The following is a 26110-nucleotide window of genomic DNA, read 5'->3' on the forward strand; positions in this document are numbered from 1 at the left end:
AGGGGCGCGGGGAACCGCGCGACCGGCCCATGCGCACCCGCAGCCGGCTACCGACCCAAAGCCGCCAATTCCTTGGCCGCCTCGGTCAGATCCTTCGCGGTGTCGATGGCCCGCCAATAGGCCCCCTGCGGCAGGGGGAACCCGGCGAGCTTCTTCTCCCGGGCCAGCCGCGGGAACGTGGTCCGCTCGTGATCCCCCCGCTCGGGAAGCAGCGCGGCGAACTCCGGCGAGAAGACGTACACACCCGCGTTGATCTCGAACGTGGAGGGCGGCGCCTCGATGAAGTCGGTGATGTGCCCGAACCCGTCGGTCCGTACCGCTCCCCAGGGGATGCGCGGGCGGGCCAGCGCCAGCGTGGCCACGGCACCCCGCTCGGTGTGGAAGTCGGCCATGTCCCGCAGGGAGAACCGCGTCCAGATGTCCCCGTTCGTGGCGTACCAGGCCCGGTCGGGGTGCGGCAGATGCGCCGCCGCGTACCGCAGGCCGCCGCCGCGGCCCAGCGGCTCGGTCTCCACGACCGTGGTGACGGAGACGGGCAGGTCGGCCGAGTCCAGCCACTTCTGGAGGACCTCGGCGAGGTGGCCACAGGAGACCACCACGTCCGTCACACCTTCCTCGGCGAGCCAGGCGAGCTGGTGGCCGATGATCGGAGTGCCCGTACCGGGGATCTCGACCATCGGCTTGGGCCGGTCGTCGGTGTACGGACGCAGCCGGGAGCCCTGGCCACCGGCCAGGATCACGGCTTGAGTGGGGCGCGACGCGGCGTTCGGATGGGTCATGACCGCACTGTACGTGGCGCCCCACCGCGGTGCGCCGGCGGCAACGTGCTCCTCGGTGAGCCGTTACCCGCTTGCCACCGGGAGCCGGCCGTGCGCTCCGCCGGGCGGCCGGCTCCCGGTGCTCAGCTGTGGGCGGCCAGGATGCCCGAGGCGAAGGCCGTGTCGCACACCGGGCGGGCGTACGACTGGGCGCGCGGGGCGCCGTAGATGCGCACCGCGGCCTTGCCGAGGGCGCGGGCGATGGAGGAGCAGTGCCGGGCCAGCGAGGGGTGTCCGTTGACGGCCTGCTGGAGGTGCGTGAGGACGACCCCCGGGTTCTTCTCCTGGAGCTCGGTCATCAGCTGGTCGCGGAGCACGTCCTGCGGGGCGCGGGTGACCGTCTTGGCGGGGACCTCCGCCGGCGAGATGTCGGAGGCGGCCAGCACCGAGCTGGACGGGCTGCCGGTCCAGTCGACCCGGGTGACCGCGAGGGTCCCGGAGAGCACCAGGACGACGGGCAGGACGAGGGCGAGAGAACGGCCGATCCGGCGGGCAGGGCCGCCCCGGTGGCCGCGTCGCGTCTGCGGGGTGGTGGAGTGCTTCACGCGTGTGAGGGTAGCGTGCAGTGATGATTTGGAGACATTGAGTCACCCTTATGGGGGATGAGATCGCACCGCTTTGTGGGTAACGGGTTGACGCCCGACGCCCGGAATGATCGCTGTGCCGGGGTATCCGCACCTCAACGGGAAGGGCCCCGCGGTCAGACCGCGGGGCCCTCTCGTCGAAGCCGTGTCAGTCGGAGAGCCGCTCGCCCGTGGACGTGGAGAACACGTGGATCTCGCCCGGCCGCGGCACGACGTGCAGCGTGGAGCCCTTCTCCGGGACCTGGCGTCCGTTGACGCGGACGACCAGGTCCTTGACCTCGCCGCTGACCTCGGCGGTGCCGTAGACGTAGCCGTCGGCGCCCAGCTCCTCGACCACGTTGACCGAGACGGCGAGACCGGCCGGCGCGTCCGCGCTGTCCTTCGTCAGGGACGCGGCGGCACCGCCGCCCAGCTCGACCACGTCGAAGTGCTCGGGACGGACGCCGACGGTCACCGTGCGGTCGCCCCTGTCGGCGGCGGCCGTCAGGGCGTCCCGGTTCACCGGGACGACGCTGTTGCCGAACTTCACGCCGCCGTCGGTGATCGGCACCTCGACCAGGTTCATGGCGGGGGAGCCGATGAAGCCGGCGACGAAGAGGTTCGCGGGCTTGTCGTACATGTTCCGCGGCGAGTCGACCTGCTGGAGCAGGCCGTCCTTGAGGACCGCCACCCGGTCGCCCATCGTCATGGCCTCGACCTGGTCGTGGGTGACGTAGACGGTGGTGATGCCGAGGCGGCGCTGGAGGGACGCGATCTGCGTACGGGTGGAGACGCGGAGCTTGGCGTCCAGGTTGGACAGCGGCTCGTCCATGAGGAAGACCTGCGGCTCGCGGACGATCGCGCGGCCCATGGCGACACGCTGGCGCTGACCGCCGGAGAGCGCCTTCGGCTTGCGGTCCAGGTACTCCGTGAGGTCGAGGATCTTCGCGGCCTCCTCGACCTTCTGCCGGATCTCCGCCTTGTTGACGCCGGCGATCTTGAGCGCGAAGCCCATGTTGTCGGCGACCGTCATGTGCGGGTAGAGGGCGTAGTTCTGGAACACCATGGCGATGTCCCGGTCCTTGGGCGGCAGGTGGGTGACGTCGCGGTCACCGATGCGGATGGCGCCGCCGTTGACGTCCTCCAGGCCCGCGAGCATCCGCAGGGAGGTGGACTTTCCGCAACCGGACGGGCCGACCAGGACGAGGAACTCGCCGTCCTCGATCGCGATGTCGAGCTGGTCGACGGCGGGCTTGGTCGAACCCGGGTAGATCCGGGTCGCCTTGTCGAACGTGACAGTGGCCATGGTGAATGGGCCCCCTTCTACCGGCAGGAACGTGCCGGACGATCCGTTGTAGGAAGGTGGTTGGTGTAGTCCACCGGAGTGAACTGGGTCAGGACAGTACCTGGCGTTCACTCGCTCTGTCAGTACCCGGACCCCTGTGAACTTCGCGGAAATTTTCGACGGGACATGCCGTGGAGCTGGGTACACTGCACGAGCACCCTGGTGCACGCCTCCTTAGCTCAGCTGGTCAGAGCGCCGCTCTTGTAAAGCGAAGGTCGTCGGTTCGAATCCGACAGGGGGCTCTCCTTATACCGTGCTGACCTGGGGTTTCTCCCCGGGAAGGCGTTTTACGCGGCCTCGGACTCCTCGTCCGGGGCCGTTTGCGTGAGCGGTGCGTGAGCGGATGCGTCACCGGGCCGGGCTCGGCTGCGGATTCCCCGGCATCCGCCGGCATCTCCTCGGCGCCGGATCGCACGCCGTCGGCCCTCACGCTCGCCCGCGTCCTGCACGTCCACGGAATACCGGCCACGGTCTACGAGGCGGAGCCCTCCCCGACTGCGCGTTCGCAGGCGGAATGCTCGACATCCACGACTACAACGGACAACTCGCCCTCGAGCCGCCCTCATCGAATACGAGCAGGCCATGTTCCCCCGCAGCGCCGAGGCTGCCACCTTCGAAGGCGCCGAGGCCGACGGGACCGATTCCGACGACACCACAGCCCATGGCCTGATCGCCGCGTTCACCCGGCACGAGCAGTCCCGATAAGGCATTCGCCCAAGGTGGTGTGCGCCGTCGTGCGGGCCTCGGGGCGTCGGCGAACCGGCCAAGACGAAATGCGGTCTCGGTTCGCCTCGCGTCCGAGGCCGGAGGAACCGCGCGGTGGAGCCGCAGTACGGCGCGGTGCTGGTCCGCCGTGGGCCGCCGCGCCCCGCGATGACTCGCCCGCCGCGGGGCTGATCCCGGGATCCGGGCCCGCACCCTCGGCTGTTTCACCGGACCGCACCGCCGTCGCCGTCCAAGCGGCGCAGAACAGCAGCAACCTGGCCATGAAGTTGATCCACAGCACGACAGCGACCGGCACGGCGAAGGCGCCGTACATGCTCTTCCCCGCGACGCCCTGCAGATAGCCGGTCAGCAGCAGCTTCAGCAGCTCGAAGCCGACCGCACCGATCAGGCCGGCGACCACGACCGCTCGGCGGCCGGGATGCACCTGCGGTAGCCGGGTGAGCACGTAGACCAGCAACAGGAAGTCGACGAGCAGGGCGATGACCAGGCCGGCGAAGAACAGCAGTGCCCGTCCCGCCCCACCCTCGATCCCGACCTTGTCGGCGGTCCAGCCGACCGCACTGTTCGCGAACACGGAACTGCCCATGGCGACCAGCCCGACCACGCCGAGACCGACCAGCACACCGGCGTCCTTGAGCCTGAGCAGGATCGGGTTTCCGGGGTCCTGCTCCTTCTCCCACACCGCACGCAGACACCCGCGCAGGGCGCCTACCCAGTTGACGCCGATCACGAGCAGCAGCGCGCCCGCGATGAGTCCGACGCTTCCGGCGTGCGCGACCAGGCTGTTCAGGTTCAGCAGATCGGAAAGGCCCGGAGCCTGGGCGGCGATCTTGTCCTGGAGCTTCCCGAGCTGGTCCTTGCTCAGCAGCGCAGCGCCGATCGCCGCGCCGACGGTGATCAGTGGAAAGAGGGCGACGAAACTGGTGAAGGTGATGGCGGCGGCGAGCCGGGACCAGTGGACCGCACCCAGCCGCGCGAACGCCCGCCACACGTGCGTACCCCTCAGCCGTGCGATCAGAGGCAGCCTCGTCAGTGGTTCCATGTCAGTGGTTCCATGAAGAACACCCGCTCTCAGCGTACCTACGGCGACGGGAACAGGCATCCAGGTACCCACGGCGACGGGAACAGGCATCCCAGCGGCGAAGCCCCCACCCCTGCGTCCCGCTTCCCCGTGGCCTCGGGGGCGGTGTGGTTCTACTGTGGGATCAGGTAGATCCTCGCGATACGGCCTCCACCAGGAGGGACCGCGACGACCTGGTCGACCCACGCGATCCCGCCCGCGCGGAGAACGCGAACGCGCGGGGGAACCCATCCCACGGTGATCTGCCCCCGGCCCCGGATGGCGGTCGCCGGAGCGGACCGCACGTGTCTGCGCACCGGCCCGCCCTCGGCAGGTCGCCACCGCACACACGAACGCTGACGTCAGCGCCACGGGACAGTCCTCCTGCCACACCCCACAAGACAACTCACCCAGGGTGGCCACCCATGAGTATCGCGAAGAAGATCGCGCACGGAGCCGAAGCGATGAAGGGCGGTGCCAAGAAGACGACCGGCCGCGTCACCGGCAATCGGCGCCTGCAGGCGGAAGGCCGTGGAGACCAGGTCAAGGGCAACCTCAAGCAGGCTGCGGCAAAGATCAAGGACGCCTTCAAACACTGACCAGTTCGCTGCGCGGCGCCGACGACGCGTAGGCGGTGCCCGGCGCGCTGCCGACCTGACCATCCGCAACGCCGAAGGGCGTTGCGGAACCGCCGCCATGGAGAAAAAGGGTCGCGAGAACGGTCACGGTCGCCTCACGTTTCACGGGCCGGCCTCGGTTCTGCCGTGAAGCGCGGATCGCTCCGGAAAAGCCCTGCCCGTCCTGTCACGGCGTGAGACCTGCTACGCGGGGAACCCGCATTCGGACGAAGGGCCTGCGCTGCCGCCGGCAGACGAAGCAGACGTCTTCCTTGCTCCGCGGTCGTGCGATGCGCATCCCGCAGTGGCGGAAGCGCATCCCTACCTGCGGCCCGGTGTCAGCAGCTCCCAAGGCGGTGCCGAGCCATCTGCCTCCTTCGGAGAGAGCTTCACCATCATGAGCAGAAGCACCACGGTCCGTCCCCCGCTCTCGGAGACATCCGGCAGCGACTTCGCCCGGTTGTCGAGAAAGATCGCTGAGGCCGGCCTGCTGGAACGCCGTCCCGCCTATTACGCAGTGCGGACCACAGTGGTCGCCGGGCTCTACGCCGGAGGGTGGGCCGCCGTCGCGCTCATCGGCGACAGTTGGTGGACATTGGCGGTCGCCGCCTTCCTTGCCGTCGTCTTCGGCCAGGTCGCCCTACTCGCCCATGACGCGGCCCACCGCCAGGTGTTCCGGCGGCGCCGGGCCAGCGAGGTGTCCGGACGGATCGCCGGTGCCGGTATCGGGATGGGCTACGGGTGGTGGCAGGACAAACACACCCGCCATCACGCCAACCCCAACCACGAGGAACTCGACCCCGACCTCGACCCCGACCTGCTGGTCTGGTCCCAGGATCAGGCCCGGGCCGCCAGGGGGCTCCCCCGCCTGATCGGCCGCTGGCAGGCGTTCCTGTTCTTTCCGCTCCTCACGCTGGAAGGCTTCAACCTGCACGTTTCGAGCGTGAAGGCGCTGGCCAATCGCTCGCTCAGGCACCGAACGCTCGACGGCGTCCTGCTGTTCGCGCACTTCGCGGCCTACTTGGCCGTCCTGCTGTGGCTGCTGCCGCCCGGCATGGCGATCGTCTTCCTCGCCGTCCACCAGTGCCTGTTCGGCGTCTATCTCGGCTCCGTCTTCGCCCCCAACCACAAGGGCATGCCGATCCTGACAGGCGAAGACCGCCCGGACTTCCTGCGCCGCCAGGTGCTCACCTCACGCAACGTGCGCGGCGGCTGGTTCACCGACATCGCGCTGGGCGGGCTGAACCATCAGATCGAGCACCACCTGTTTCCCAGCATGCCCAGCCCCAACCTGCGCAAGGCCCGGACCATCGTCCGGCGATACTGCCAGGAACTGGGTCTGGACTACGTGGAGACCGGGCTGATCACCTCCTACCGGCTGGCCCTCACCAGCCTCCATCAGGCCGGAGCACCGCTCAGGCATGCCCGCGTCCGTGCCCAGCGGCATGCCGCAGCCACCGGTGGACGTGACCGGTGACCATGAGTCCTGCGGAGCTGCGGTGCATGAGCCCTCCCGGCGGACCTGCTGGAAGCGCCCCGAGGCCCAACGGAAGCCGGGCCGACGTCATGGCGGCCGTTACAGTCGCTGGGACCCCGCGGCCGGTCCGCAGGCCTTCTCCAGGAGGGTGAAAGACTTGGGTGCACCGCCCGGCTGCGGTTTGCCTGCCTTGTGGCCGACGACCCGGTAGCCGGCGTCCAGGTAGTAGGAGTTCAGGCGCGCGTTGCCGGCCAAGCAGTCCAGACGCACGAACGCCCGCCCCGTCGCGGCGATGCGGCGCTCCGCGGCGCGCAGCAGGAACCGTCCCGTCCCCGGCTGGGCGTGGCTGCGGTCCACCATCAGCCGATGCACGTAGCCGGCCACCGGCGGCTGGGGTCCCCAGGCGTCCTCGTCCTCCCACCACAGCTCCCATGCCCCGGCCACGTGGCCGTCGGCCTCGGCGAGCCAGACCTCACCACCGGCCATGGTCCTGCGGAAGTGGTCCTCGTCGAGCTGACCGGGCTGCCACTGGTCGGTGATGCCTTGGGTGAGCATCCAGCGGGCAGCGTCGTCACGCAGACGGACGAGAGTGGCGAGGTCGGTCTCCTCGGCGAGGCGGAAGCGCAGATCGGTCACGTCGGGATCTTCGCATGGGCTCGCACGGGTGCTCGATAGCACTGGTCAGGTTGATGTGAAGTCGTCGGTTGCACGGCCGACGGCACCTGCCTTCCGCGGAACGGGACGAACTCGAAGAACAACGGGTCAAGCAGGTGGCGGAGGACGGGCCGAGCGCGACGAACTCCTTTGCCGGTTCGCCGGGGATGTCGATCACGAATCGGACGATACCGGCGTGCGTCAATCGGCTCATGGGAATCATCCGGGGCCTGAGCGGGGTGTGGACGTACGTCCGCAGCGCCCCCGGCACGTATGTGTGGCTGGGGATCCTGTTCGTCACGACGGTCGCCGTGCACCACATGTCGCCGGAGTTCGAGCAGCACTTCCTGCGGCACCGGTCCACGAACATCCACGAGCTGTCCCGCAGCCCGGTGCGGGTGCTGGTGACCAGCGCGATGTGGATCGAGGACGGGCACTGGGTGCCGTACGCCTTCCTGTACACGGTGTTCCACGCGCCGGCCGAGCGCCGGCTGGGCACCGCCCGCTGGCTGGCGGTGTGCGCGCTCGCGCACGTGCTGGCCTCGCTGATCAGCGAGGGGCTGCTGCTGAAGGCGATCCGGGACGGCATGGCCCCGCCCACGGCGGTCGACACCCTCGACATCGGGGTGAGTTACGCACTGGCCGGGGTGATCGCGGTGCTCGGCTACCGGATCACGGCGCCCTGGCGGTACGGCTATCTGGCGGTGGTGCTGGCCGTCTCCGGGCTGCCGCTGACCGAGTCGCCGGCCTTCACCGACGTCGGGCACTTCGTCTCCGTGCTGATCGGCCTGGCCTGCTATCCGCTGGTCAGAGGGCGCGGAAAAGCATGGAATCCGAAGGAGACACTGGCCGCGCTCAGGGGTTAACGTCCCGGCCATGAGCAGCTGGGCAAGCAGTGTCGTCAACGGTGGCATCTCGTTCTGGTTCGCGGACGACGGTCTTCCGGCGGTGCGGGAGCCGCTGTCCGGGGACGCGACGGCCGACGTCGTCATCGTCGGCGGCGGGTACACGGGCCTGTGGACGGCGTACTACCTGAAGAAGGCGGCCCCCTTCCTGCGGATCACGGTGCTGGAGCAGAAGTTCTGCGGGTACGGCGCTTCCGGCCGCAACGGAGGCTGGCTGTACAACGGGATCGCGGGCCGGGACCGGTACGCGAAACTGCACGGCCACGAGGCCGCCGTACGGCTCCAGAAGGCGATGAACGACACCGTGGCCGAGGTGATCGCGGTCGCCGAGGCGGAGGGCATCGACGCCGACGTGCACAAGGGCGGGGTCCTGGAAGTCGCGACGACCCCGGCCCAGCTGGCCCGGCTGCGGGCGTTCCACGAGCACGAGCTGGCCTACGGCGAGAAGGACCGGGAGCTGTACGGGGCCCGGGAGACCGCCGAGCGGATCCGGGTCGCGGACGCGGTCGGCTCGGCCTGGACCCCGCACGGGGCCCGGCTGCACCCGGTGAAGCTGGTCAAGGGCCTCGCGGCGGTCGTGGAGGCGCTCGGGGTGACGATCCACGAGTCGACGCCGGTGACGGAGATCCGCCCCAAACACGCGGTGACCCCGTACGGCACGGTCCGCGCCCCGTACGTCCTGCGCTGCACCGAGGGCTTCACCGCGTCCCTGAAGGGGCAGCGGCGGACCTGGCTGCCGATGAACTCCTCGATGATCGCCACCGAGCCGCTGACCGAGGAGCAGTGGGCGGCGATCGGCTGGGCGGGCCGGGAGACCCTGGGCGACATGGCGCACGCCTACATGTACGCCCAGCGCACGGCCGACGGCCGGATCGCGCTCGGCGGGCGCGGGGTGCCGTACCGCTTCGGCTCGCGCACCGACAACGACGGCCGCACGCAGGAGGCGACCGTCGAGGCCCTGCGGGAGATCCTGACCCGCTTCTTCCCCGCTCTCGCGGGCGTCCGCGTCGAGCACGCCTGGTCGGGCGTCCTCGGCGTGCCGCGCGACTGGTGCGCGACCGTCACCCTGGACCGCTCCACCGGCCTCGGCTGGGCGGGCGGTTACGTCGGCTCCGGCGTCGCCACCACCAACCTGGCCGCCCGCACCCTGCGCGACCTGGTCCAGCAGGACTCCGGCCAGGGCGGCCGGACCGAGCTGACGGACCTGCCGTGGGTGAACCACAAGGTCCGCAAGTGGGAGCCGGAACCCTTCCGCTGGCTGGGAGTCCAGGGCATGTACGCCACCTACCGCGCCGCCGACCAGCGCGAACGCCTCCGCCCCGGCACGCAGTCCTCGCGGCTGGCGAAGGTGGCGGACCGGGTGGCGGGACGGCACTGAGACCCGGGAGGCGGGGCGGTTACCCTCGCCGCATGATTCGCACCGCGACCCCCGCCGACATCCCCGTCATCCACGCCCTGATCCGCGAGCTGGCCGCGTACGAGAAGGCTCCGGACGAGGCGCGGGCGAGCCAGGAGCAGTTGCGGGAGGCGCTGTTCGGGGAGCGGCCGGCCGCCTTCGCGCACCTGGCGGTGGACGAGGACAGCGGCGAGCCGGTCGGTTTCGCGCTGTGGTTCCTGAACTTCTCCACCTGGCGCGGGGTGCACGGGATCTACCTGGAGGACCTGTACGTCCGTCCCGGCGCGCGCGGCGGCGGGCACGGGCGGGCGCTGTTGACCGAGCTGGCGCGGATCTGCGTGGAGCGGGGGTACGAGCGGCTGGAGTGGTCGGTGCTGGACTGGAACCGGCCGGCGATCGGCTTCTACGAGGCGCTGGGCGCCCGCCCGCAGGACGAGTGGACGGTGTACCGGCTCACGGACGGGCCGCTGGCCGCGCTGGGCTCAGGTCACTGACTCCGGTCATGGTTCCAGCACCACCTTGCCGATCGTGCCGCGCTGCTCCAGCGCCCGGTGCGCGGCGGCGGCCTGCGCGAGCGGGAAGCGGGTGACGGCCGGGCGCAGCCGGCCTCGGGCGGCCTCGGCGAGGGCCCGCAGCTCCAGCGCGCGCAGGCCGCCCGCCTTCCGGAGCATCGCCGGGCCGAGCACGGACTGGGAGACGCCCCCGACGAGGTACCCCTGGCCCTGCGCGATGCCCTCCGCCGACCAGCCGAAGACCAGGTGCCGGCCGCCGGGGCCGAGCAGGGCGACGGCCTCCCGGGCGACTTGGCCGCCGACGCCGTCGTAGACGATCGTGGCGGGCCCCTTTCCCTGCGCGCCGAGGTGGGCGCGGACCTTGGCCGGCCAGTCGGGGTCGGTGTAGTCGACGGCGAGGTCGGCGCCGTTCGCCCGTGCCCGGGTGGTCTTCTCCGGGCCGCCCGCGAGGCCGACCACGCTCGCCCCGGCGTTCTTGGCGTACTGCACGAGCAGGGTGCCGATGCCGCCCGCCGCGGCCGGTACGACCACCACGTCGTCCGGTCCCGGCTCGGCGAACTGGGCGATGCCCAGCGCCGTACGGCCGGTTCCGATCATGGCGACGGCCGCGGCGAAGTCCAGGTGCTCCGGGATGTCGTGGAGGCGTTCGACCTCGGTGACGGCGAGTTCGGCGTACCCGCCGGGCGCGAAGCCGAGGTGGGCCACCACCCGCCGGCCGAGCCACAGGCCGTCCACACCGTCGCCGAGCGCGTCGACGACCCCGGCGACCTCCCGGCCGGGCACGGTCGGCAGGGCGGGCAGCTCGGGCGCCGGGCCCCGGTGTCCCTCTCGCAGGGCCGCGTCGAGCAGGTGCACGCCGGCCGCGGCGACCGTGATCCGCACCTGGCCGGGGCCCGGGACCGGGTCCGCGACCTCCTCGTAGGTCAGGTTCTCGGCCGGGCCGAAGGTGTACAGACGGACGGCGTGCACGGGACCCCCAGGGAGACGATGCTGTGTGACGCTCAGCCTCCGACCTCAAGCGCGCTTGAGGTCAAGGGCGGACCGGCCGAGGATCAGGGACACCGCCGTCACCGCGCTGTTGAAGGACACCTCCGCAAGTACGCCCGGGGCCGCCACCTGGTCGCCCGCGAGGTAGACCCCGTCGCCGCGGTCCACCGCGGGCCGGTCCCGCCAGCTGCGGCCCGGCAGGTCCACGGCCCCGGTACGGTCGTCCGCCACGGCTTCCCGGCGCCAGGTCACCCGCTCCCGCCAGCCCCGGAACCCCAGGTCGAGCAGCTGTTCGGCGCGGGCGAGACCGTCGGCCCGGGTCTCGCCGGGCCCGACCGGGAACTGCCCCTGGAGCAGCTGCTCCCCGGCCGGCGCGAGGGACGGGTCCTGCGCGGTGAACCGCTCGATCCAGCCGGGCGCGTCCAGGTCGGAGACGGCGAAGGGGTCCCCGCGCCGGGCGCGGACGGCGAGGTCGAGGAGGACGGTACGGCCGCCGGGCCAGGTCAGCGAGGAGTCGCGGAGCAGGCTGCGGGCGGCGGGCAGGGGGGTGGCGACGACGACCGGGGTGTCCTCCGGCAGCTCCGCCACCCGGGACCCCGTCTCGATCCGCACGCCCATGTTCCAGGCCCGCGCGGCCATCCGCTCGACGACCGACGCCCAGCCGCCGCGCGGATAGTGCGCCTCCGGCGGCAGCTTGGTGGCCCGGCGCAGGCGCTCCTGCACGAAGGCCGCGGACAGGCTGCCCGGGTCGTGGTGGAAGAGGGCCACGGCCGCGTAGTTCGCCGCCGCGCGGGCGCCTTCCTCGCCGGCGAGCCCGGTGGCCCAGCCGAGGAAGTCGGCGTCGACGGGGGCCGGGCCGATCCGGCGCCGCACCAGCTTGAGCATGGCGAAGGGCGGGGTGCGGCGCAGCACGCCGTGGTGGCGCAGCCGCAGCCGGGCGGCCTCCAGGGGCGGCAGCGCGGCGAGCGGGCCGATCAGGTCTCGCTGCCGCAGCCAGGTCCAGTGCGGTCCGCCGGCGTAGAGCGCGTGCGGCCCTTCGTTGGTCCGGTACGGCCCCTCCGCCGTCCGGGCGCGTCCGCCCAGGGTGTGGTGGGCCTCGTACACGGTGACCTTCGCGCCGGCCTCGGCGGCGGTGATCGCGGCGGTGAGTCCGGCGAAGCCGCCGCCGATGACGGTGATGCGGTGCATGGGGGTCTCCCTGGGGTCGGTTCACCTGCTCGGGGAGTACGACGGCCCAGGCCCTCGGGAATGTGACATCACCGGCCGCTCCGGGGCGTCTTCGCAGCTCCGGGCGGATTGTCAGTGGCGGGGTGCAGCATGGGCGCATGGTGAGGCGAGCGACGGGAAGCCGGCCGGCGGGCCGGGCAGGGGTGAAGGGCGCGCGACGGCCGGAGCTGCGGCTGCCGCCCCTGGAGCCGTGGCCGGCAGAGGAGTTGGAGCCGGACGGTGACTATGACGGGCTGGAGTTCAGGGAGCTGGACCTGGCCGGGCAGGACGGCGTGGGCGCCCGCTTCATGGACTGCGCACTGACGGGCTGCGCGGTGGACGACACGGCACTCGGGCGGGCCCGGGTGCTGGACTCGGTGCTGACCGGGCTGCGCGGGGTCGGCACGCAGCTGGCCGAGGCCACCTTCCGGGACGTGGAGCTGGTCGACCCGCGGCTGGGCGGCACCCAGCTGCACGGCGCGGTGCTGGAGCGGGTCCTGGTCCGCGGCGGCAAGATCGACTGCCTGAACCTCCGCGAGGCCCGCCTCACGGACGTCGTCTTCGACTCCTGCGTCCTGGTGGAGCCGGACTTCGCGGGCGCGCACCTGGAGCGCGTGGAGTTCACCGGCTGCGCCCTGAAGGGGGCCGACTTCGGCGGGGCGACCCTGAAGGACGTGGACCTCCGCGGTGCCGACCCGCTGGAGATCGGCCGCGGCCTGGACCGGCTCTCCGGCGCGGTGATCAGCCCGGGCCAGCTGCTGGATCTGGCCCCGGTGCTGGCGGCGGAGCTGGGGATCCGGGTGGAGGGGTGAGTCAGGGCAGCCGGGGGAAGCGGGCCTGGAGGGTCCAGATCGCCGGGTTCTCCGCGAGGTCGTCATGGAGGTCGGTCAGGTCCGCGATCAGGTCGTGCAGGAAGTCCCGGGCCTCGCGGCGGAGTTCGGTGTGGGAGAAGGTCAGCGGGGACTCCTCGGCCGGCATCCAGTCGGCGGTGATGTCCACCCAGCCGAAGCGGCGCTCGAAGAGCATCCGGTCGGTGGACTCGGTGAAGTCCAGCTCCGCCCGCTGCGGCCGGGCGGCGCGGGAGCCCATCGGATCCCGGTCCAGCCGCTCCACGATGTCGCACAGCGCCCATGCGAAGTCCAGCACGGGCACCCATCCCCAGGCTGTGGACAGCTCCCGGTCGGTCTCGGTGTCCGCGAGATAGACGTCTCCGCAGAACAGGTCGTGCCGCAGCGCGTGCACGTCCGCGCGGCGGTAGTCGGTCTGCGGCGGGTCCGGGAACCGGTTGGAGAGGGCGTAGCCGATGTCGAGCACGGGGAGATGGTGTCACGCCGGTCCGCCGGATCCCGCCCCCGGTGCGACCCGGCCGCCTAAGATCACTGGCATGTCCAGATCCGTACGCCTTGTCCCGGCCGTCGCCGCCCTGCTCGCCCTCGCTCTCACCGGCACCGCGTGCGACGGCGGTGTGCGGGGCACCCCGGGCGGCTCCGGCGTACGCGACCCGTACTTCCCGAAGGCCGGCAACGGCGGTTACGACGTCGGCCACTACGCCCTCACCCTGGACTACACCCCGGCCACCCGCCGTCTCACCGGCACGGCCGTGATCACCGCCCGGGCCACCAAGGACCTGTCGGCCTTCGACCTGGACCTCGCCGGGCTGCACGTCGACTCGGTCCGCGTCGAGGGCAAGGACGCCCGCTGGAGCCGCGCCGGCCGGGAACTCACCGTCCGCCCGCACGACGACCTCCGCAAGGGGGAGACCTTCCGCGCGACCGTGCACTACTCGGGCAGCCCGCGCACCCTCACCGACCCCGATGACTCCGAGGAGGGCTGGCTGCCCACCGCCGACGGCGCCCTCGCCGTCGGCGAACCCGTCGGCTCCATGGCCTGGTTCCCCGGCAACCACCACCCCTCCGACAAGGCGGCCTACGACATCACGGTCACCGTGCCGAAGGGCCTCCAGGCCGTCTCCAACGGTGAGTTGACGGAACGGCGCGACCAGGGCGGCCGTACGGCCTACCACTGGCACACCACCCAGCCCATGGCGAGCTATGTCGCCACCGTCGCGATAGGCCACTACGACATCTCGCGCACCACGGGCCCGCACGGCCTGCCGATCCTCACCGCCGTCGACCCCACCCAGGCCAAGGCGAGCAAGGACGTCCTCGCGGAGATACCCGAGATCATCGACTGGGCGGAGACCAACTTCGGGCCCTACCCCTTCTCCTCCACCGGCGCGATCGTCGACCGGCCGCACGACGTCGGCTACGCCCTGGAGACCCAGAACCGGCCCCTCTTCCCCGGCGACCAGTTCGACACCAGCACGCTCGTGCACGAACTCGCCCACCAGTGGTACGGCGACTCGGTCACCCCCGAGAGCTGGCGGGACATGTGGCTGAACGAGGGCTTCGCGACCTACGCGGAGTGGCTGTACGAGGAGGACTTCGGCGACAAGAGCACCGAGGAGACGTTCACCGAGCTGTACGAGGACGACGACGAGGCGATCTGGGCCTTTCCGCCGGCGAAACCCTCCAGTGCCGCGCACATCTCCGACAGCCCCGTCTACCAGCGCGGTGCGATGGTCCTGGAGAAGATCCGCCAGAAGGTGGGCGACGACACCTTCTACGACATCCTCCAGGGCTGGGCCGCGGCCCACCGCCACGGCACCGCGAACACCGCCGACTTCACCGCCTTCGTGGAGAAGAAGGCCCCGGACGAGGACTTCGGCCAGATCTGGAAGGACTGGCTGTACGGAGACGGCAAGCCGGACCACCCGTGACGGGCGGCCCGGCCTGTGGTGTTCCGCGCGTGCGGGACTACTTGACGTTGACGGCCTTCCAGGCCGCCGCCACCGCGTTGTACTCCGCGCTGCCCGAGCCGTACAGGTCGGCCGCGGCCTGCAGGGTGCCGGTGCGGGCACCCGCGTAGGTGGTGGTCGAGGTGAAGTACGTGGTCAGGGCCTTGTACCAGATCTGGGCCGCCTTGGCCCGGCCGATGCCGGTGACCGCGGAGCCGTCGTAGGTCGGGGAGTTGTAGGAGACCCCGTTGATCGTCTTCGCGCCGCTGCCCTCGGACAGCAGGTAGAAGAAGTGGTTGGCGACACCGGACGAGTAGTGCACGTCGAGGCGGCCGACCGTCTTCGACCAGTAGTCGGCGGAGGCGCCGTCCTTGCTGGGCTTGTCCATGTAGCGCAGCGGGGTGCCGTCGCCGTTGATGTCGATCTTCTCGCCGATGAGGTAGTCACCGGCGTCGGTGGAGTTGTTCGCGAAGAACTCCACCGAGGTGCCGAAGATGTCGGAGGTGGCCTCGTTCAGACCGCCGGACTCACGGTTGTAGTTGAGCTTCGCGGTGGCCGCGGTCAGGCCGTGGCTCATCTCGTGGCCGGCCACGTCGAGCGAGGTCAGCGGGTCGGCGTTGTTGGTGCCGTCGCCGTACGTCATGCAGAAGCAGCTGTCGGACCAGAAGGCGTTGACGTAGGCGTTGCCGTAGTGGACGCGGGAGTAGGCGGCCTTGCCGTCGCCCGCGATGCCGCTGCGGTTGAACGCGGACTTGTAGAAGTCCCAGGTGACGGCGGCGCCGTAGGCGGCGTCGACGGCGGCGGTCTGGCGGTTGTTGACGGTGCCGTCGCCCCAGGCGTCGTCGGCGTCGTGGAAGAGCGTGCCGGTGCCGCTGGTGCCGCTGTTCAGGTCGTACGTCTTGTGACCGCCGCGGCCGCCGTCGACCAGGTCGTAGCCGCCGGAGGAGGCGGCGGTGGTGCCGAGCGGGACGGTGCCGCTGTACTGGCTGGTGCCCGTGCCGGTGTCGATCCCCTCGTAGGAGTAGATCTTCTTGCCGGTCCGGGCGTCCGTGATGACGTGCAGTTCGCTCGGGGTGCCGTCGTGCTGGAGGCCCTTGACGACGGACTCGTAGGCGAGGACCGGCGTGCCGCCGGCCGCCCACACGACCTTGCGGGCGCCGGCGGCGGTGGCCTTCGCGGTGCCGGCGGCCTTGAGAGCGGTCTTCTCCGCGCTCGCCGCCGGGACGGCGGCGGTGGTCGTCGGCACGGATATCCGGGCCTTGACCGCCTTGTTGACGCCCTTGAGCGCACCGTTCTCGGCCACGTGGGTGACCAGGTCGCCGCCGAGCACCGGCAGACCGGCGTAGGTGCGCTCGTAGCGGGTGTGCACGGTGCCGTCGGCGTCCTTGACGACGTCCCGGACGACCAGCTTCTCCTTGGCACCGAGGCCGAGTTCACGGGCCGCCGCACCGGCGTGCTCCTGGGCCGACCGCAGAGCGGCGGCGCGGGCCGGGGCGCTGAGCGCGACGGACTTGGCGCCGGCCGGGTGCGGCGCGGGTGCGGCGGTCGCGGGACCGTTCTGCAGAGCGAGGACGACCATGGCCGCCGAGCCGACCAGGGCGGCGGCGCGCACGGCTGTCTTGCGGGGAGTACGGGTGGCGGCGCCGGTGTCGTGGGACTGCTGTCTCACTCGATCTCCTTCTGACTGGTCTCGTGGGGGGAGACACAGGTGGGTCACAGGGGATGCACAGAGTTGCGGCGGGTGAAGGAGAGGGTGACACCGCAACCCCTCTGTTTGACAGGGTGCCGTCAAGACTTTACGTGTTCGTATCCGAAAGCCGAGCTGCGGAATCCGTTATCCGGACGCGATCAGTGCGCCCAACACCCGCTGTGTACAGCGCAGTTGAGCCGTGAAACGTCACACCCGGGGCAGCACCTTGCGCAGGACCGCGCACGGGCGGCCGAGGGCGCGGTCGGGGCGGTGGTCGAACGTCTCGTAGCCGAGGGCGGTCCAGAAGGGCAGGCCCCGCGGGTTGTTGTCGAGGACGGCGAGCCGTACGCCCAGGCGCCCGGCGGCTCGGAAGCGCTCCTCGACCAGCGCGGCGACCCGTCGGCCGTATCCCTTGCGCTGCTCGGACGCGTCGACCATCAGCAGCCCGATCCACGGGTCCGGGTCGGCCGGGCCGGGGTGCTGGGCCAGCGCGATCACGAGGGCCGGGGGCTCGAGGATCGTCCGGTCAACGGAGCGCGCGGGACACCGCAAGCGCCCTGTGCCGGAGCGGACGCCCCGGTCCCCGAAGACCGGAAGCCCCCGGCCGCGGACCACCGCGACCAGGGGCTTCTCACATGCGTCACGCCGGTCAGACGTTCACGCCGAAGTCCTGGGCGATGCCCACCAGGCCCGAGGCGTAGCCCTGGCCCACGGCGCGGAACTTCCACTCCGCGCCGTTGCGGTACAGCTCGCCGAAGACCATGGCCGTCTCGGTGGCCGCGTCCTCGGAGAGGTCGTAGCGCGCGATCTCGGCGCCGCCGGCCTGGTTGACGATGCGGATGTAGGCGTTGCGGACCTGGCCGAAGTTCTGGCCGCGGTTCTCGGCGTCGTAGATGGAGACCGGGAAGACGATCTTGTCGACGTCGGCCGGGAGCGCGGCCAGGTTGACGTTGATCGCCTCGTCGTCGCCGGAACCCTCGCCCGTACGGTTGTCGCCCGTGTGGACGATGGAGTTGTCCGGGGTCTGCTTGTTGTTGAAGAAGACGAAGTGCGCGTCCGAGTAGACCTTGCCCTGGCCGTTCACCGCGATGGCGGAGGCGTCCAGGTCGAAGTCCGTGCCGGTGGTGGTGCGGACGTCCCAGCCGAGGCCCACGGTGACGGCGGTCAGGCCCGGAGCCTCCTTGGTGAGCGAGACGTTGCCACCCTTGGACAGGCTTACAGCCATGTTGGGAGTCCCTTCCCTAGTTACCCGTGCATATCCGTGCACATCCGTCCGTGCACGGCTGTGCCGACGAAGCTACCGTCATCGGGAAGAACGTCCAGCGCGTCCCGGTGGTTCCTGAGCTCTTTACCTTTTTTACCGAGCCGAAATCCAGGTGACGTGCACCGGTCCGGACCGGGAACATGGGACGCATGTCCGGGCCCTATCTCATCCGTGGTTCGGTCTCGCTTCCCGAGGCCGAGCTGATGTGGCGTTTCTCCAGGTCGTCCGGGCCCGGCGGACAGCACGTCAACACCAGCGACTCGCAGGTGGAGCTGCGCTTCGACCTGGCCCGCACCGAGGCGCTCCCTCCGGTGTGGAAGGCGCGGGCGCTGGAGCGGCTGGCCGGCCGCCTCGTCGACGGGGTGGTGTCCGTACGGGCCTCCGAGCACCGCTCCCAGTGGCGCAACCGCGAAGCCGCCGCCGTACGCCTCGCCGCGCTCCTCGCGGAGGTGACCGCACCGCCGCCGAAGCCCCGCAAGCCGACCCGCATCCCGCGCGGCATCAACGAACGCCGGCTGCGGGAGAAGAAGCAGCGCGCCGAGACGAAGCGCGGGCGCACGGGCCGGGACTGGGGCTAGGGCATTGCTTCCGGGGCGTGCCGGCCGGCAACGGACCGTGCCCCCTGGCCGACCCGAGCGGGGCCGCTCTGTCACATCCTCGGCTTCCCCGTCGTCAGACGGAGTGCGGGAGCACCCAGGACGACTACGGAGAGGCCGGCCCCACTCATGACCGACAACGACTTTCTCGCCGAGCGGTTCGAGGCGTACCGGGGGCACCTGCGGGCCGTCGCCTACCGGATGCTGGGCTCCGTCGCCGAGGCCGAGGACGCCGTACAGGAGGCGTGGTTCCGGCTGAGCCGGTCCGACACCCGGGAGGTGGCGAACCTCGGCGGCTGGCTGACGACCGTCGTCGGCCGGGTCTGCCTCGACATGCTCCGCTCCCGCCGGTCCCGGGGTGAGGAGCCTTTGGAGAGCTGGCAGCCGGCGCCGTCCGCCGAACCGGACCCCGCGCACGACGCCCTGCTCGCCGACTCGGTCGGGCCGGCCCTGCTCGTCGTCCTGGACACGCTGTCGCCGGCCGAGCGGCTGGCGTTCGTGCTGCACGATCTGTTCGGGGTGCCCTTCGAGGAGATCGGCGGCATCATCGGGCGCAACCCGGCCGCGGCACGGCAGCTCGCCAGCCGGGCCCGGCGCCGGGTGCGGGGAGTGGAGGCGCCGGAGGCCGACCTGGCCCGGCAGCGGGAGGTGGTGGACGCCTTCCTGGCCGCCGCCCGGGGCGGCGACTTCGACGGGCTGCTCGCGGTGCTCGACCCGGACGTGGTGGCCCGCAGTGAGGCCGGGGTCAGCAGCGGCGCGGCCCGGGTGGCCGCCGGTGCGGCGAGCTTCGCCCACCTGGCGCGCATCGCGCGTCCGGTGCTGGTCGACGGCGCGACCGGCCTGGCCGTGTACGCCGACGGGCGTCCGGAGCGCGTGCTGGCCTTCACCTTCGTGGCCGACCGCATCTCGGTGATCGACATCATCGCCGACCCGGCCCGTCTGGCGGAGCTCACCGTGGAGGAGGTCTAGGTCCTGCCGTCGAACTCCCGTCGTCCGGTCGAAGGGCGGGGCAGGCGGGGGTTTGGCGGACGGGGCCTCGGGAGGTCCAGCGGAGCGCGGCGGCGGGCGGTGGGGCCGGGTGGTCAGAGGGGCAGCACGCCCACCGTCTGGCCCCCGCTCGTCTCGCCGTTCTTGTGGAAGCCCAGGCGGAGGTAGAAGTTCTCGGGGCCGGCCGGGCCGGGGTGCCAGGTGACGTACAGCTCCTTGCCGCCGCGGCGGCGGATCTCCTCGGCCACGGCGTCGACGGCGAAGCCGCCGTAGCCCCGGCCCTGTTCGCCGGCGGCGATGTTCAGCCGCCACAGTCCGGAGCGGCGCACGCTGCCGTCGCCGTGCCAGTCGATGTCGAGGAAAGCCATCAGGAAGCCGACCGCACGCCCGTCGTCGACGATCAGGCGCGGCCAGGCGACGCCCGCGGGATACACGTACGCCTCGGCGAGGGACTTCACGACCGGGTCGACGTTCTGTTCCTGGTCGGCACGGACGCGGATGCCCACGGCGGTGTCGAAGTTGTCGCGCGTGACTTCTTCCAGACGAACTGTCATCCCGGCACCTTAGGCACGCGTGTTTCCCGGCAGCCACGGAATTTCGGGTCCGCGGAATTCCCGTGCTCAGCCCAACTGCCGGTATCTGCCGCGGAAATAGAGCAGGGGGCCGCCCTCCGCGCTGGGCACGTGCGCGGTCAGGACGCGGCCGACGACCAGGGTGTGGTCGCCCGCGGCCACCCGCTGCTCGGTCCGGCACTCCAGGGTGGCCAGCGCGCCGCCCACCAGCGGGGCGCCGGTGGCCTCGCCGCGGACGTAGGGGATGTCCTCGAAGAGCAGCCGGTCGCTGATCCTGCCCTTCATGGCGAACCGGCCCGCGATGTGCCGCTGGCTCTCGGCGAGGACGGACACCGCCCACAGCGGCTGCTCGGCCAGCAGGTCGTCCATGCGGGCGCCCTCGCGCAGGCTGACCAGCACCAGCGGCGGGTCGAGGGAGACCGACATGAAGGCGGTGGCGGTCATGCCGACGTCCTCCACGTCCGGCGCCCCCGGGTCGTCCGGGTCCAGCGGCGGCTCCTGCGCCGTGACCAGGACCACGCCCGCGGCCAGCCGGGACATCGCGGCCCGGAACTCGTCGTTGCTCACCCCCTCAGCATGCCCGGAAGGCAGGGGGGTGGTGGAGGAGGGAGAGTTCAGCACGCCGGAAACGCTAGCCTTCGCCCCGAGCGGACCGCATCGGCCCTTCGCACGAGCCGGGTCCTAGGACCAACGGTGCACCGGCTGTGTGCATCATGTGTGCGAACCCGCACTCCTTGCCTTCGGTAAACGCACAGGCGAAACGCGGAAACTCCACCTCAATTGTTCACGTTCCCCTGTGACTTGAGTCACAAGGGGCAGGAATTGTTGACCCTGTGTACCGAGTGAGCAGCGCGCTGTGATTCAGTGGCGGGGAAGCCGCAAGAAGAACGCAAAGAGCCGCCGCGAAAGACGCGGGAGAAGCGCCGAAGACAACCCTTGATTCGCTGCGAGGTCTCGGGGGGAGGGCGAGCATGGAGACCGAGTCGGAGCCGTATGTCCGTCTTGCGTCCCTGCGACAGCTGCACCAGGTCATGGCCGACATGAACACGGCACGCAGCCTGGCGGACACACTGCAGACCGTCGCCGACGGCGCCGTGGGCGCGCTCGGGTACGAGATGGCGGCCGTCAACCTCGTACGGCCCGACGGTGACCTCGTCGTCGCCGCCTTCTCCGGCAACTCCGCCGCCGAGGCCCTGATCACCGGCCGGGTCGGCTCCCGCGAGTCCTGGGACCGACGGCTGAACATGGGTGAGCGCTGGGGCGACCTGATCTTCATACCGCACACCGAGGGCTGGGTCCTGGACGACGACGACGTCCCCCAGTGGTACACCGACGGGCCCGCGCCGCGCTTCGAGGACGAGTGGCACCCCTCCGACCGGCTCTTCGCGCCCATGTACACCCCGGGCGTGCAGGGCGGCGCCTGCGGCGAGCTGCTCGGGGTCATCTCCGTCGACCGGCCGCGCAACGGCCGGCGCCCCGGCGCCTGGGGCCGAGAGGCGCTCCAGATGTACGCCTTCCAGGCCGCCATCGCGATCAGCAATGCCCGACTGCGGGCCAACATGCAGCGCGCCCTGGTCCGCCTGGAACGCGAGCAGCAGGCCCTGCGCGCCAGCGAGGAATCCTTCCGGCAGGCCTTCGAGTACGCCCCCTCCGGCATGGCCATCGCCGAGATGGGCGGCGACCAGCACGGCCGCATCCTGCGCACCAACGACGCCCTGTGCCGGCTGCTCGGCCGCCCCGCCTCCGCGATGCGCCGCTACTCCTTCTCCGACCTGGTCCACCCCGAGGACATCGGCACCCTGCTGCGCACCTCCGCCGAGGGCGGCCGCGCGGAGCTCCGCCTGGGCCGCCGGGACGGCACCTATGTCTGGGTCAGCCTGCGCAACAGCGTCGTGGCCGACGCCGCCGACGGCCCCCGCTTCCTGCTCACCCACGTCGAGGACATAGAGGAGCGCAAGCGGCGCGAGCTCCAGCTCGCCCATCGCGCCTCGCACGACTCGCTGACCGGCCTGCCCAACTCCGCCGAGCTGCGCTCCCGCCTGTCGGCCCGGCTCTGCCAGCGCCCCGCCCACGCCGACGCCCTGGACTCCCTGGACGCGGCCTACGGCCACCCCCAGGCCCTCGGCTCCGCCGGTCACGGCTTCGACTTCGCGCCCGCCCCGGAGGCGTACGACGCCTTCGACCACCATGTGCACACCGTCGCCCCGGAGGACGGCCGCGACGACGGCACCAAGGGCCTCGCGGTCCTCTTCTGCGACCTCGACGGCTTCAAGTCGATCAACGACCGTTTCGGGCACAACGCGGGCGACGCGGTCCTCATCGAGGTCGCGCGCCGGCTGAGCAACGGCGTGCGGGACGGGGACACGGTCGCCCGGCTCGGCGGCGACGAGTTCGTCATCCTCGCCGACGGCCTGGGCCGGGCCGACGCCCAGGACCTCGCCGTACGGCTGCGCAACGAGATCATCCAGCCGATCCGCGCCGAGGGCCGGGCCGTCCGGGTGGGTGCGAGCTTCGGCATCGGCTGGGCGCACTGCGGCATGACGGCGGACGAGGTGCTGAAATCCGCTGACGAACGGATGTACGTAGAGAAACGATCTCGTCCCAAACAGCACCGCCGCGCCGGATGAGTCGCAGGTCAGCGTGTTGATGCGGTTCGACTCACCCGTTTGGACGAGTGAGAGCGGGTAGGCTCGCCATTCCAAACCCGTACCGCATCCGCCCGCACCTGTTGAGGAGTACCAAGGGATGACGCCCGGCGACAACGGCGCGAGCACGCCCGAGGACGACGACCCGTTCGGCTACCTGTACGCAGACGGCCAGGCCCGGGGAGCCCAGCCGCCGTCCGGTGGTTACGGCTACCCGAACTCGGTCAGCAGGGTGCGCGCGGTCGGTGAGCGCCAGTACGGCCAGCCGCAGGCCGCCTACGGCCAGGGCGGGCCCCAGCAGCAGGGTGGCTACGGCCGGCCGAGCGCCCACTACCAGGCACCGGAGACGGTGCCCGGCGGCGCCCCGGCCGGCCGCCGGCCCGCGCCCCCCGCGCCCGGCCGGCGCGGCCCGAACACCAAGGGCCTGCTGATCGGCGCGGTCGCGGTCGTCGCCGCGGTCGTCATCGGCATCGGCGTCGCGATGATCAACGGCAACACGGACGACGACAAGTCCGGCGACGACGCCGGCCCGGCCCCGACCCAGTCCCAGAGCGGCAAGCCGAGCCCGTCGGGGAGCAGCTCGGCAACGCCGGGCGAGCTGCCCAAGGTCGACGGCGCGGACAAGAGCCTTCAGCTGGTCGGCGGTGCCGCGGGGGCTTCGGACGTCACCGGTGCGCGGTCGGCCGACGGCAGCTACGTGGGCGGGCTCAACCAGGTCGGTGCCTCGGTGACCTGGACGGTCGACGACATTCCCGAGGAGGGCCCGTACACCCTCTTCGTCAACTACAGCGCCGCCGGCGACGACCAGTCGATGTCGGTCACTGTCAACGGCAAGCCGTTCGGCAGCAAGCTGGGCCTGGAGAACTGGAGGCACGCAGCCGAGGGCGACTTCGCCAAGGGGTGGACCAACTCCTACGTGTGGCCGAACTTGAACAAGGGCTCCAACACCATCTCGATCTCCTGCCAGCCCGGCGACAAGTGCAACGTCCTCATCGACCAGATGTGGATCAAGAAGGGCCGCGTCAAGCGGGACAGCTAGGCCGCGCTGAACTCCCCCGACACCGCCACCCGGTCCAGTAGTTCCGCGTAGGCGGCGGGGTCGAACTCGCCTGCGGCGGTGGCGCGTACCGTCGCCGCCGACAGGGCGACAGCGCGGGTCAGGCGGTCCGGCCAGGGGAGGCGTTCGACCAGGCCCGACAGCAGGCCCGCGACCGCCGAGTCGCCCGCGCCGGTCGGGTTGCCGTGGAGGCGGGCGGGCGGTACGGCCCGCCAGCGGCCCTCGGGGGTCACCGCGAGCAGGCCGTCGGCGCCGAGGGAGGCGACCACCGCGTGGGCCCCGCGCCGGCGGGCGTCCTGGGTGGCGCGCGACGGCTCGTGGGAGCCGGTGAGTTCGGCCAGCTCGTCGGCGTTCGGCTTGATGACGTCCGGGCGGGCGGCGACCCCGCGGCGCAGCGGCTCACCGCTGGTGTCCAGCAGGACCGGCACGCCGGCGGACCGGGCCGCGCGGACCAGGTTCGCGTACGCCCCCACCGGCACCCCCGGCGGCAGGCTGCCGCACAGGGCCACCGCCGAGGCGCCGGCCAGCAGCTCCTCGTACCGGTCCAGGAAGGCCGCCCACTCGGCCGGGGCGATCTGCGGGCCCGGCTCGTTCAGCTGGGTGGTGTCACCGGTCAGCTCGTCCACGATCGCGATGGTGCGCCGGGTCGCCCCGGAGACCGGCACCAGCGCGTCCACCGGTCCGCCCCCGGCCGTGAGCCGCTCGCGCAGCACCTGGCCGGTCGGACCGCCCGCGAACCCGGTGACGGCCACCCGGTGCCCGAGGGCGGCCAGCACCCGGGCCACGTTCACGCCCTTGCCGCCGGGCCGCTCGACGACCCCCGAGACGCGGTGCGAGGTGTGCGGCCGCAGCGACCGCACGCGATACGTGATGTCGAGAGCGGTGTTCAGCGTGACCGTGAGGATCACCCGGGCCGACCTCCCTCGAAGTCCGTGCGCCTGTCATCGTGTCCGGGGCCCCGATCATGCCAAAGAGACGGCGGCCGGCCCAGTCGTGGGTCGGCCGCCGTGCGGGGAAAAGCCGGACGGATCAGGCCAGTTGGGGCGCGACCACCCATGCGCCGTGCCGCATCACGCCCCGCACCTCGAAGTCCGCGTCCAGCAGGACCAGGTCGGCGTCCTTGCCGGGCTCCAGGGAACCGATGCGGTCGGACAGCCCCAGCAGCCGGGCCGGGTTGGCGGACAGGGCGGTCACGGCGTCCTCCACCGACAGCTTGTCGACGGTCACCGCCCGCCGGAACGCGCGGTCCAGGGTGAGCGTGGAGCCTGCGATCGAACCGCCCTCCACCAGCCGGGCCACGCCCTGGCTGACCTCGACCTCCAGCGGGCCGAGCATGTAGCGGCCGTCGCCGATGCCGGCCGCGTCCATCGCGTCGGTGATGAACGCGACCCGGTCCGGGCCCGCGTGGTGGAAGGCCAGCTCCAGCGCGGCGGGGTGCAGGTGGGTGCCGTCGTTGATCAGCTCGACCGTGACCCGCTCGTCCTCCAGCAGGGCGGCGATCGGGCCGGGCGCGCGGTGGTTCAGGGCGGGCATGGCGTTGAAGAGGTGGGTGGCGACGGTGGCGCCCGCGTCGATCGCCTCCACCGTCTGCTCGTAGCTGGCGTCCGTGTGCCCGATCGCCGCGATCACGCCGTGCTCGGCGAGCAGCCGGACGGAGTCGATGCCGCCCGGCAGCTCGGCCGCGAGGGTGACCATCGTCGCCCTGCCGCGCGCCGCGTCGATCAGCTTGCGGACCTCGGCCGGGTCCGGGTCGCGCAGCAGCTCCTCGGAGTGCGCGCCCTTGCGGCACGGTGAGATGAACGGCCCCTCGAAGTGGATGCCCGCGATGTCGCCCTGCTCGACCAGCTCGCTCAGCAGCCCGGCCTGGCGGACCAGCAGATCCATCTCGTCGGTGACGGTGGAGGCGACGAGGGTGGTGGTGCCGTGCAGGCGGTGAGTGTGGACGGCGGTGAGGATCTGCTCGGGGGTGCCGGAGAAGGAGGCTCCGCCGCCGCCGTGGTTGTGGATGTCGACGAAGCCGGGGACCAGCCAGTGGCCGGTGACGTCGATGATCCGGGCGTCGGCCGGGGCTGTGCCGGCGATGTGCTTGCCGTCGACGGCCAGCTGTCCGTCGATGACCGTGCCGGTGGGGAGCACCACGTTCGCGCCGGTGAGCACCTGCGGGCCGGTGGGGGCTTGTCGTGCCCCGCTGCGGAGCCGCATGTCCGTACCGCCCCGCGCCCCCTTCGGGGCGCTG

The 26110-nt window shown here is 71.6% G+C and carries 28 protein-coding genes and 1 tRNA gene; 13 read left to right on the forward strand and 16 right to left on the reverse strand.

Annotated elements, in window-relative coordinates:
• Nucleotides 1-47 precede the first annotated feature (47 nt).
• The 3 genes from ACZ7DL_RS04450 to ACZ7DL_RS04460 form a co-directional block, all read right to left on the reverse strand.
• Nucleotides 48-779, reverse strand: a complete 732-nt coding sequence (locus ACZ7DL_RS04450) for a nucleotidyltransferase family protein (RefSeq protein WP_470771362.1) — start codon at nucleotides 777-779, stop codon at nucleotides 48-50.
• A 122-nt stretch (nucleotides 780-901) separates the two neighbouring features.
• A complete protein-coding gene (locus ACZ7DL_RS04455) occupies nucleotides 902-1363 on the reverse strand; it encodes a hypothetical protein (protein WP_470771363.1) in 462 nt (153 codons plus the stop codon).
• 187 nt (nucleotides 1364-1550) lie between these two features.
• Nucleotides 1551-2687: an ABC transporter ATP-binding protein gene (locus ACZ7DL_RS04460; RefSeq protein WP_470771365.1), complete on the reverse strand. Its 1137-nt coding sequence runs from the start codon at nucleotides 2685-2687 to the stop codon at nucleotides 1551-1553.
• Nucleotides 2688-2894: 207 nt separating this feature from the next.
• Here ACZ7DL_RS04460 and ACZ7DL_RS04465 point away from each other — a divergent pair.
• Both ACZ7DL_RS04465 and ACZ7DL_RS04470 read left to right on the forward strand, forming a co-directional pair.
• Nucleotides 2895-2968: transfer RNA gene (locus tag ACZ7DL_RS04465), tRNA-Thr, on the forward strand.
• A 340-nt stretch (nucleotides 2969-3308) separates the two neighbouring features.
• Nucleotides 3309-3431, forward strand: a complete 123-nt coding sequence (locus tag ACZ7DL_RS04470) for a hypothetical protein (protein ID WP_470772009.1) — start codon at nucleotides 3309-3311, stop codon at nucleotides 3429-3431.
• On the opposite strand, the gene ACZ7DL_RS04475 is transcribed toward ACZ7DL_RS04470, so the two are convergent.
• Nucleotides 3406-4494: a YihY/virulence factor BrkB family protein gene (locus ACZ7DL_RS04475; protein WP_470771967.1), complete on the reverse strand. Its 1089-nt coding sequence runs from the start codon at nucleotides 4492-4494 to the stop codon at nucleotides 3406-3408. The two genes, ACZ7DL_RS04470 and ACZ7DL_RS04475, sit on opposite strands and share 26 nt — an antisense overlap.
• Before the next feature lie 443 nt (nucleotides 4495-4937).
• Between ACZ7DL_RS04475 and ACZ7DL_RS04480 the strand changes: the two genes are divergently transcribed.
• The gene (locus tag ACZ7DL_RS04480; protein WP_470771366.1) at nucleotides 4938-5111 is read left to right on the forward strand and encodes a CsbD family protein; all 174 of its coding nucleotides are present in this window, start codon (nucleotides 4938-4940) and stop codon (nucleotides 5109-5111) included.
• Here ACZ7DL_RS04480 and ACZ7DL_RS04485 read toward each other — a convergent pair.
• Nucleotides 5101-5238 (reverse strand): hypothetical protein, encoded by a 138-nt coding sequence (locus ACZ7DL_RS04485; RefSeq protein WP_470771367.1) that lies wholly within the window; start codon nucleotides 5236-5238, stop codon nucleotides 5101-5103. The two genes, ACZ7DL_RS04480 and ACZ7DL_RS04485, sit on opposite strands and share 11 nt — an antisense overlap.
• Before the next feature lie 288 nt (nucleotides 5239-5526).
• Between ACZ7DL_RS04485 and ACZ7DL_RS04490 the strand changes: the two genes are divergently transcribed.
• Nucleotides 5527-6606, forward strand: coding sequence for a fatty acid desaturase family protein (locus ACZ7DL_RS04490; protein WP_470771368.1), 1080 nt, complete (start codon nucleotides 5527-5529; stop codon nucleotides 6604-6606).
• A gap of 99 nt (nucleotides 6607-6705) precedes the next feature.
• Here ACZ7DL_RS04490 and ACZ7DL_RS04495 read toward each other — a convergent pair whose 3' ends face one another.
• The gene (locus ACZ7DL_RS04495) at nucleotides 6706-7242 is read right to left on the reverse strand and encodes a GNAT family N-acetyltransferase (RefSeq protein ID WP_470771369.1); all 537 of its coding nucleotides are present in this window, start codon (nucleotides 7240-7242) and stop codon (nucleotides 6706-6708) included.
• Between the two features lie 230 nt (nucleotides 7243-7472).
• Here ACZ7DL_RS04495 and ACZ7DL_RS04500 point away from each other — a divergent pair, with 230 nt between their 5' ends.
• From ACZ7DL_RS04500 to ACZ7DL_RS04510, 3 genes are read left to right on the forward strand one after another with little or no spacing between them, the layout of a single operon-like run.
• Entirely contained in the window at nucleotides 7473-8126 is a 654-nt protein-coding gene (locus tag ACZ7DL_RS04500) for a rhomboid-like protein (protein ID WP_470771370.1), read from the forward strand.
• 10 nt (nucleotides 8127-8136) lie between these two features.
• Nucleotides 8137-9543, forward strand: coding sequence for an NAD(P)/FAD-dependent oxidoreductase (locus ACZ7DL_RS04505; protein WP_470771371.1), 1407 nt, complete (start codon nucleotides 8137-8139; stop codon nucleotides 9541-9543).
• A gap of 32 nt (nucleotides 9544-9575) precedes the next feature.
• Nucleotides 9576-10055 carry a GNAT family N-acetyltransferase gene (locus tag ACZ7DL_RS04510; RefSeq protein WP_470771372.1) on the forward strand — a complete coding sequence of 160 codons (480 nt, stop codon included), beginning with the start codon at nucleotides 9576-9578 and terminating at the stop codon, nucleotides 10053-10055.
• Nucleotides 10056-10061: 6 nt separating this feature from the next.
• Here ACZ7DL_RS04510 and ACZ7DL_RS04515 read toward each other — a convergent pair whose 3' ends face one another.
• Together ACZ7DL_RS04515 and ACZ7DL_RS04520 are read right to left on the reverse strand one after the other, a co-directional pair.
• A complete protein-coding gene (locus tag ACZ7DL_RS04515) occupies nucleotides 10062-11042 on the reverse strand; it encodes a zinc-binding dehydrogenase (RefSeq protein WP_470771373.1) in 981 nt (326 codons plus the stop codon).
• Between the two features lie 45 nt (nucleotides 11043-11087).
• Entirely contained in the window at nucleotides 11088-12248 is a 1161-nt protein-coding gene (locus ACZ7DL_RS04520) for an FAD-dependent oxidoreductase (protein ID WP_470771374.1), read from the reverse strand.
• Between the two features lie 137 nt (nucleotides 12249-12385).
• Between ACZ7DL_RS04520 and ACZ7DL_RS04525 the strand changes: the two genes are divergently transcribed.
• A complete protein-coding gene (locus ACZ7DL_RS04525; protein ID WP_470771375.1) occupies nucleotides 12386-13078 on the forward strand; it encodes a pentapeptide repeat-containing protein in 693 nt (230 codons plus the stop codon).
• 1 nt (nucleotide 13079) lies between these two features.
• Here the strand turns inward: ACZ7DL_RS04525 and ACZ7DL_RS04530 are convergent, their stop codons facing one another.
• Complete coding sequence (locus ACZ7DL_RS04530; RefSeq protein WP_470771376.1) at nucleotides 13080-13580, reverse strand: hypothetical protein; 501 nt, start codon at nucleotides 13578-13580, stop codon at nucleotides 13080-13082.
• Nucleotides 13581-13650: 70 nt separating this feature from the next.
• Between ACZ7DL_RS04530 and ACZ7DL_RS04535 the strand changes: the two genes are divergently transcribed.
• Entirely contained in the window at nucleotides 13651-15045 is a 1395-nt protein-coding gene (locus tag ACZ7DL_RS04535; protein WP_470771377.1) for a M1 family metallopeptidase, read from the forward strand.
• Between the two features lie 37 nt (nucleotides 15046-15082).
• Here the strand turns inward: ACZ7DL_RS04535 and ACZ7DL_RS04540 are convergent, their stop codons facing one another.
• The 3 genes from ACZ7DL_RS04540 to ACZ7DL_RS04550 all read right to left on the reverse strand — a co-directional run bounded on the left by ACZ7DL_RS04540 (nucleotide 15083) and on the right by ACZ7DL_RS04550 (nucleotide 17978).
• Nucleotides 15083-16642, reverse strand: a complete 1560-nt coding sequence (locus ACZ7DL_RS04540; protein WP_470771968.1) for a M4 family metallopeptidase — start codon at nucleotides 16640-16642, stop codon at nucleotides 15083-15085.
• A gap of 318 nt (nucleotides 16643-16960) precedes the next feature.
• Nucleotides 16961-17251 carry a GNAT family N-acetyltransferase gene (locus ACZ7DL_RS04545; protein ID WP_470771379.1) on the reverse strand — a complete coding sequence of 97 codons (291 nt, stop codon included), beginning with the start codon at nucleotides 17249-17251 and terminating at the stop codon, nucleotides 16961-16963.
• A gap of 151 nt (nucleotides 17252-17402) precedes the next feature.
• Nucleotides 17403-17978 (reverse strand): TerD family protein, encoded by a 576-nt coding sequence (locus ACZ7DL_RS04550; RefSeq protein ID WP_470771380.1) that lies wholly within the window; start codon nucleotides 17976-17978, stop codon nucleotides 17403-17405.
• Nucleotides 17979-18157: 179 nt separating this feature from the next.
• Between ACZ7DL_RS04550 and arfB the strand changes: the two genes are divergently transcribed.
• Nucleotides 18158-18595 carry an alternative ribosome rescue aminoacyl-tRNA hydrolase ArfB gene (gene arfB / locus ACZ7DL_RS04555; protein WP_470771381.1) on the forward strand — a complete coding sequence of 146 codons (438 nt, stop codon included), beginning with the start codon at nucleotides 18158-18160 and terminating at the stop codon, nucleotides 18593-18595.
• Between the two features lie 147 nt (nucleotides 18596-18742).
• Nucleotides 18743-19582, forward strand: a complete 840-nt coding sequence (locus tag ACZ7DL_RS04560) for a sigma-70 family RNA polymerase sigma factor (protein WP_470771382.1) — start codon at nucleotides 18743-18745, stop codon at nucleotides 19580-19582.
• A 113-nt stretch (nucleotides 19583-19695) separates the two neighbouring features.
• On the opposite strand, the gene ACZ7DL_RS04565 is transcribed toward ACZ7DL_RS04560, so the two are convergent.
• Together ACZ7DL_RS04565 and ACZ7DL_RS04570 are read right to left on the reverse strand one after the other, a co-directional pair.
• Complete coding sequence (locus ACZ7DL_RS04565; RefSeq protein WP_470771383.1) at nucleotides 19696-20154, reverse strand: GNAT family N-acetyltransferase; 459 nt, start codon at nucleotides 20152-20154, stop codon at nucleotides 19696-19698.
• A 66-nt stretch (nucleotides 20155-20220) separates the two neighbouring features.
• Complete coding sequence (locus tag ACZ7DL_RS04570) at nucleotides 20221-20712, reverse strand: flavin reductase family protein (RefSeq protein ID WP_470771969.1); 492 nt, start codon at nucleotides 20710-20712, stop codon at nucleotides 20221-20223.
• Nucleotides 20713-21143: 431 nt separating this feature from the next.
• On the opposite strand from ACZ7DL_RS04570, the gene cdgB reads away from it, so the two are divergent.
• Nucleotides 21144-22799, forward strand: coding sequence for a diguanylate cyclase CdgB (cdgB, locus tag ACZ7DL_RS04575; protein WP_470771384.1), 1656 nt, complete (start codon nucleotides 21144-21146; stop codon nucleotides 22797-22799).
• Nucleotides 22800-22917: 118 nt separating this feature from the next.
• Complete coding sequence (locus tag ACZ7DL_RS04580; protein WP_470771385.1) at nucleotides 22918-23856, forward strand: carbohydrate-binding protein; 939 nt, start codon at nucleotides 22918-22920, stop codon at nucleotides 23854-23856.
• Here ACZ7DL_RS04580 and ACZ7DL_RS04585 read toward each other — a convergent pair.
• Together ACZ7DL_RS04585 and nagA are read right to left on the reverse strand one after the other, a co-directional pair.
• Nucleotides 23853-24782 carry a 1-phosphofructokinase family hexose kinase gene (locus ACZ7DL_RS04585; protein ID WP_470771386.1) on the reverse strand — a complete coding sequence of 310 codons (930 nt, stop codon included), beginning with the start codon at nucleotides 24780-24782 and terminating at the stop codon, nucleotides 23853-23855. The genes ACZ7DL_RS04580 and ACZ7DL_RS04585 overlap by 4 nt on opposite strands.
• Before the next feature lie 121 nt (nucleotides 24783-24903).
• The gene (gene nagA / locus ACZ7DL_RS04590) at nucleotides 24904-26076 is read right to left on the reverse strand and encodes an N-acetylglucosamine-6-phosphate deacetylase (RefSeq protein ID WP_470771970.1); all 1173 of its coding nucleotides are present in this window, start codon (nucleotides 26074-26076) and stop codon (nucleotides 24904-24906) included.
• Nucleotides 26077-26110 lie beyond the last annotated feature (34 nt).

The organism is Streptomyces sp. NPDC036984, from assembly GCF_055607665.1.

Coding starts and splice junctions, on each gene's coding strand:
- ACZ7DL_RS04450 (WP_470771362.1), bottom strand. CDS start 779: ATGACCCATCCGAACGCCGCGTCGCGCCCCACTCAAGCCGTGATCCTG.
- ACZ7DL_RS04460 (WP_470771365.1), bottom strand. CDS start 2,687: ATGGCCACTGTCACGTTCGACAAGGCGACCCGGATCTACCCGGGTTCG.
- ACZ7DL_RS04470 (WP_470772009.1), top strand. CDS start 3,309: ATGTTCCCCCGCAGCGCCGAGGCTGCCACCTTCGAAGGCGCCGAGGCC.
- ACZ7DL_RS04475 (WP_470771967.1), bottom strand. CDS start 4,494: ATGGAACCACTGACGAGGCTGCCTCTGATCGCACGGCTGAGGGGTACG.
- ACZ7DL_RS04480 (WP_470771366.1), top strand. CDS start 4,938: ATGAGTATCGCGAAGAAGATCGCGCACGGAGCCGAAGCGATGAAGGGC.
- ACZ7DL_RS04490 (WP_470771368.1), top strand. CDS start 5,527: ATGAGCAGAAGCACCACGGTCCGTCCCCCGCTCTCGGAGACATCCGGC.
- ACZ7DL_RS04500 (WP_470771370.1), top strand. CDS start 7,473: ATGGGAATCATCCGGGGCCTGAGCGGGGTGTGGACGTACGTCCGCAGC.
- ACZ7DL_RS04505 (WP_470771371.1), top strand. CDS start 8,137: ATGAGCAGCTGGGCAAGCAGTGTCGTCAACGGTGGCATCTCGTTCTGG.
- ACZ7DL_RS04510 (WP_470771372.1), top strand. CDS start 9,576: ATGATTCGCACCGCGACCCCCGCCGACATCCCCGTCATCCACGCCCTG.
- ACZ7DL_RS04520 (WP_470771374.1), bottom strand. CDS start 12,248: ATGCACCGCATCACCGTCATCGGCGGCGGCTTCGCCGGACTCACCGCC.
- ACZ7DL_RS04525 (WP_470771375.1), top strand. CDS start 12,386: ATGGTGAGGCGAGCGACGGGAAGCCGGCCGGCGGGCCGGGCAGGGGTG.
- ACZ7DL_RS04535 (WP_470771377.1), top strand. CDS start 13,651: ATGTCCAGATCCGTACGCCTTGTCCCGGCCGTCGCCGCCCTGCTCGCC.
- ACZ7DL_RS04540 (WP_470771968.1), bottom strand. CDS start 16,642: ATGGTCGTCCTCGCTCTGCAGAACGGTCCCGCGACCGCCGCACCCGCG.
- ACZ7DL_RS04550 (WP_470771380.1), bottom strand. CDS start 17,978: ATGGCTGTAAGCCTGTCCAAGGGTGGCAACGTCTCGCTCACCAAGGAG.
- arfB (WP_470771381.1), top strand. CDS start 18,158: ATGGGACGCATGTCCGGGCCCTATCTCATCCGTGGTTCGGTCTCGCTT.
- ACZ7DL_RS04560 (WP_470771382.1), top strand. CDS start 18,743: ATGACCGACAACGACTTTCTCGCCGAGCGGTTCGAGGCGTACCGGGGG.
- ACZ7DL_RS04565 (WP_470771383.1), bottom strand. CDS start 20,154: ATGACAGTTCGTCTGGAAGAAGTCACGCGCGACAACTTCGACACCGCC.
- ACZ7DL_RS04570 (WP_470771969.1), bottom strand. CDS start 20,712: ATGTCCCGGCTGGCCGCGGGCGTGGTCCTGGTCACGGCGCAGGAGCCG.
- cdgB (WP_470771384.1), top strand. CDS start 21,144: ATGGAGACCGAGTCGGAGCCGTATGTCCGTCTTGCGTCCCTGCGACAG.
- ACZ7DL_RS04580 (WP_470771385.1), top strand. CDS start 22,918: ATGACGCCCGGCGACAACGGCGCGAGCACGCCCGAGGACGACGACCCG.
- nagA (WP_470771970.1), bottom strand. CDS start 26,076: ATGCGGCTCCGCAGCGGGGCACGACAAGCCCCCACCGGCCCGCAGGTG.